The organism is Suttonella ornithocola (assembly GCF_001889065.1).
In the GTDB taxonomy this organism is placed as follows: Bacteria; Pseudomonadota; Gammaproteobacteria; order Cardiobacteriales; family Cardiobacteriaceae; genus Suttonella_A; species Suttonella_A ornithocola.
This window is the reverse complement of record NZ_LWHB01000187.1, coordinates 1-4,251: the sequence shown is the minus strand read 5'-3', so window position 1 is coordinate 4,251 and position 4,251 is coordinate 1. Positions and strand designations below refer to the sequence as shown.

The 4,251-nt window shown below is 39.1% G+C and carries 4 protein-coding genes; 3 read left to right on the top strand and 1 reads right to left on the bottom strand.

What is annotated here, in order from left to right; all coding sequences use genetic code 11:
- Both A5N85_RS12390 and A5N85_RS12385 read left to right on the top strand, forming a co-directional pair.
- The coding region (locus A5N85_RS12390; protein WP_211268208.1) for a transposase at nucleotides 1–259 on the top strand (259 nt) is incomplete at its 5' end.
- Nucleotides 241–501: a hypothetical protein gene (locus tag A5N85_RS12385; protein ID WP_072577488.1), complete on the top strand. Its 261-nt coding sequence runs from the start codon at nucleotides 241–243 to the stop codon at nucleotides 499–501. The genes A5N85_RS12390 and A5N85_RS12385, both read left to right, overlap by 19 nt.
- 40 nt (nucleotides 502–541) lie before the next feature.
- Here A5N85_RS12385 and A5N85_RS12380 read toward each other — a convergent pair whose 3' ends face one another.
- Nucleotides 542–1,324 (bottom strand): cell division protein ZapD, encoded by a 783-nt coding sequence (locus A5N85_RS12380; RefSeq protein ID WP_072577487.1) that lies wholly within the window; start codon nucleotides 1,322–1,324, stop codon nucleotides 542–544.
- A gap of 498 nt (nucleotides 1,325–1,822) precedes the next feature.
- Here A5N85_RS12380 and A5N85_RS12375 point away from each other — a divergent pair.
- Nucleotides 1,823–4,251, top strand: a 2,429-nt coding sequence (locus A5N85_RS12375) for an Rne/Rng family ribonuclease (RefSeq protein WP_143143289.1), incomplete at its 3' end; no start/stop codon positions are given.

Sequence of the window (4,251 nt, the reverse complement as noted above, 5' to 3'; positions counted from 1 at the left end):
TTGGGTGAGAGAAGCACTGTTACCTGAGTTACCTAAAAACAGTGTAATTGTCATGGACAATGCCGCTTTTCATAAACGCAGTGATATTCAAGCAATCATTGAAGAGCATGGGCATGAGATAGTTTGGTTACCCCCTTATAGTCCAGACTTAAATCCTATTGAAAAGATGTGGGCTTGGATTAAGCAAATAGCAAAGAATGGTCGGATGGATTGTATTGATACTTTATTCTTTTATCTGCTTTGGATTGGGTTGGTTTAGATGATTGCACTATATATGCACATGAAGGTTTGAAAAAGACTTATCAATCTTCCGTTTATGCTTTAAGTTTGAAGGATAATCAGTGGAAAAAGGTGGGCGATTTAGCACAAGGTGCAGGATATGGTGTTAGCTTAACTTATCAAGGAAAAGTAGTTTTAATCGGTGGTGCAACTGCGGATGCGCCCTTAAAGACTGTTCAAACGATGAGTTACGATGGTAAGGATTTTACGCTTGATAAATAATGCTATTAGATAGCAAAAAAGCCGCGATAAGCGGCTTTTTTTATAAGGCACAAACTTGTAAGGCGAAATGGACGGGGCGATTGGTTTGCACAGAACGCATTTGTGGATTGTCTTGTTCCATAAAACGAATGGCAAAGCGGTGATTATCTCCACTAATTCTTGGAAAAACGTTGTGCTGAGGGTCAAGGTGGATGCGTAAGATTTGATTCCGTTTATCTTTATCCAATGTTTTTAAGAACATTCCATCGTGTGTGGACTCTTCGGTGCACTCTGCACATGCACGAACCATCCCTAAGACAAGACTAATAGCATCTGAAATCGGAATGAATAAGTTATAGCAGTGGATAAGGAAAGGATTAGTGTTATGAATATTTTTGGCTAACCAAAATTGATACGCAGGAACTTCAAATAGACAGTTGCCACTTTGATTAAAGTTGCGTTGGCGTAGGCTGTTAAATAATTCATTTTCGCGAAGCATACTAATTGGATTGAGGTCGATATCATGAATGGCATTTAAGGCGTGGTCAATGGCATCTTCCATTTCGGTGTGGCTTTTAAAATGTTCTAAACATTGAATATTATCTCTAGCGATGGCGGTTTTAAGTCGGTGCAATTCTTTTAAGATTTCAGAACGAATTTCATAGCGATGTAAAAAGTCTAGTACATCAAATAAGGCATCTAAAAATAGCTGGATAGAATAGTATTCATCGGCTTTATGGAAAAGGTGCATTTGTAAAAATATAGATTCTAAGCGCATAAACAATCGCATACGCTCTGATAAAGGCTGTTCATAAACGCAATAGGGAGAAGATTTTTCCGACATGAGGTATCCTATTTTAGGGCTGGGAGATTAAAAACGTGCTATCGTGTCATACTCAATTCATCGGAGCAAGTATAGTATAGCGCGTAGATTGCGCGAACAGCGGTAAATTGTTATAGTTTGCGGTTATAAGAGATTTCATATAATCGCCCAGTTTGCGGGTTCTCCGCGTTATGACTATTGGGGATTATCTTTCAAATTTAGGATATAAGATGGTCGCAAACAAACTGCTCGCTTTTTATCGCCAATGCAAGGTATTGATGCTATTAAAGTATTTGTTGTTTGTGCTCAGTATTTCTTTTTTTTCACAGCATAAGGTTTCTGTTTGCTTACAAATTGCAGCGAATAGCAATAAGCAAAGCAGAGATATTGTGTCTCTCTATTTAGCATCAATGTGTTATATGCGTCCTTTGTGTGGCATTTATAGCATGCTTAATTCTATTTTTAATCTGTTTTTGTCGACAGGAACACATCCTGAATCGGCCTTTTGGAGAATTTATAATGAAAAGAATGTTAATCAATGCAACCCAACAAGAAGAGCTTCGGGTTGCGCTTGTCGATGGCCAACAATTATACGATTTAGATATTGAAACGCTTTATTCTGCGCAAAAAAAAGCCAATGTTTACAAGGGTAAAATTACTAGAATTGAACCTTCTTTAGAAGCGGTATTCGTAGATTATGGTAGCCCTAGACACGGTTTCTTACCTTTTAAAGAAATTGCCAAAGAGTATTTAACTGGCTCAACCAGTAGCAATAAACAAAGCATCAAAGATATGCTCGAAGTTGGGCAAGAAGTTTTGGTGCAAATCGAAAAAGAAGAGCGCGGTAATAAAGGTGCGGCATTAACAACTTATATTTCTTTGGCAGGGCGCTTTTTGGTGCTTATGCCAAATAATCCGCGAGCGGGAGGCGTTTCTCGCCGTATACAAGGGGATGATAGAAAAGAATTACGCGAAACTTTAGAGGCATTAGATGTCCCAGAAGAAATGGGCGTTATTGTTCGAACCGCAGGAGTCGGGCGTTCGCAAGAAGAATTGCAATGGGATTTAGATTTCTTAATGCAAGTATGGACAGCGATAAAAGAAGAGTATGAAAAAGCCACGCCACAACGGTTAATTTATCAAGAAAGCAATATTATTGTTCGTGCATTACGTGATTATTTGCGTCCTGATATCAATCAAATTTTGATTGATGATGAACGTGTGTATCAGCAAGCAATGGATTTTATGAATTTGGTCATGCCCAGTTCTGTTTCAAAGCTAAAATTCTATGATGATACGATTCCGCTATTTAGTCGCTATCAAATTGAAGGACAGATTGAATCTGCTTACCAACATAGCGTAAAACTGCCTTCTGGTGGTGAGTTAGTCATTGATTACACAGAAGCTTTGGTTTCTATTGATATTAACTCTTCTAAAGCAACAAAGGGTGGCGATATTGAAGAAACGGCTTATCAAACGAATTTGGAAGCTGCAGATGAGATTGCTCGCCAAATGCGGTTACGTGATTTTGGTGGATTGATTGTTATTGATTTTATTGATATGGCATCTACTCAAAATCGTAAAGATATTGAGCAACGTTTAACAGATGCGACCAAAATTGACCGTGCTCGCGTTCAAGTCGGTCGAATTTCTCGATTTGGTTTGTTGGAAATGTCGCGTCAGCGTTTACGTGCATCAATAGATGAAGCGAGTCATCGTGTTTGTCCACGTTGTAAGGGACAAGGCAGTATCAGAGGTATTCAATCACAAGCATTATCAATTTTGCGCTTGATTGAAGAAGAAGCGATGAAGGATCGTACGAAGCGCATTACAGGAGAGCTTCCGGTTTCTATTGCAACGTATTTATTAAATGAGAAACGCGCAGCTTTGCGTATTATTGAACAGCGCTATGGAGTGGATATTATTCTCATTCCTAATGCTAATCTTCATACGCCAGATTATCATCTAGAACGCTTGCGTGATGATGACATTGATGAAGATACAGCGCCTATTCCAAGTTATCGGATGCAAGCAAAACGTGAGAGCGAAGAAGAAAGCGTTTTGCCTGTTCCAAGCTTGTCACAACCAGAGCAGCCAGCGGTTTCCGGTATTGTGCCACAAACACCTGTTCCAGCGAGTCAAGCGCAAAAAAAATCGGAAAAAAGTGGGTTGTCTGCTTTGTTTTCTAAAGTGGTGGCATTGTTTAAGGAAACAGGTCATGCAAAAGCATTAGATGAACCAACAAAAGATGCTGAAAAAACGCATAATGAACAGAATGATGAGCGTCGTAACAATAATAATAATCGTCGCAATCGTCAAAATCGTCAAAATCGCGAAGAAAATAATAATGATGAAAGAAATCAATCTAACGCTTCTAATAATCATCGTACTTATGAGCGTTATTCTTCAGAAGAAGAAACGCGTCAAGAAGAAAACCAAGTATTAGAGCGTCAAGAGAAAAAAGAAGCCAGAAAAGAAGAAAATACATCTTCTCAAGCGGTTACTTCTGAAGTAAATAAAGCGCAACAAAATGAGCGTTCATCTTCGCGTCGTCATCGACAAGACAAAAATGCTGAGGTGGTTCAAGATGATGTCAATCCAGATGTTGAGAGCTTAACGAATCCACCAGAAATGCTTAATGGTCGTATAGTGTATAAAGGTCGCCCACGTGATATTTATGCGGTTCGTGGACAAGGAAAAGCACCGGAAACGCGTCGTGATGGACAAGTCATTGCTGAAGAAAAGAATGATGACAATATTGGTAACCGCATTGAAGATGCCCTAGCAATAGAAAAAAGCGAAAGCTTTGCTGAGTCTGATGAGTTTGTTGAAACAACAGAGCAAGATGAAGATGAAAAATTGAATGCACCCGCGGTTAATACGCGTGCACCGGGATTAGTCGCATTTTTAAATCATGATGCTTCAACTGAAACAGAAGCTGCACAAAA

Bases quoted from the DNA above. Each gene is read 5' to 3' on its own strand.
- A5N85_RS12380 (WP_072577487.1), bottom strand. From the start codon at position 1,324: ATGTCGGAAAAATCTTCTCCCTATTGCGTTTATGAACAGCCTTTATCA.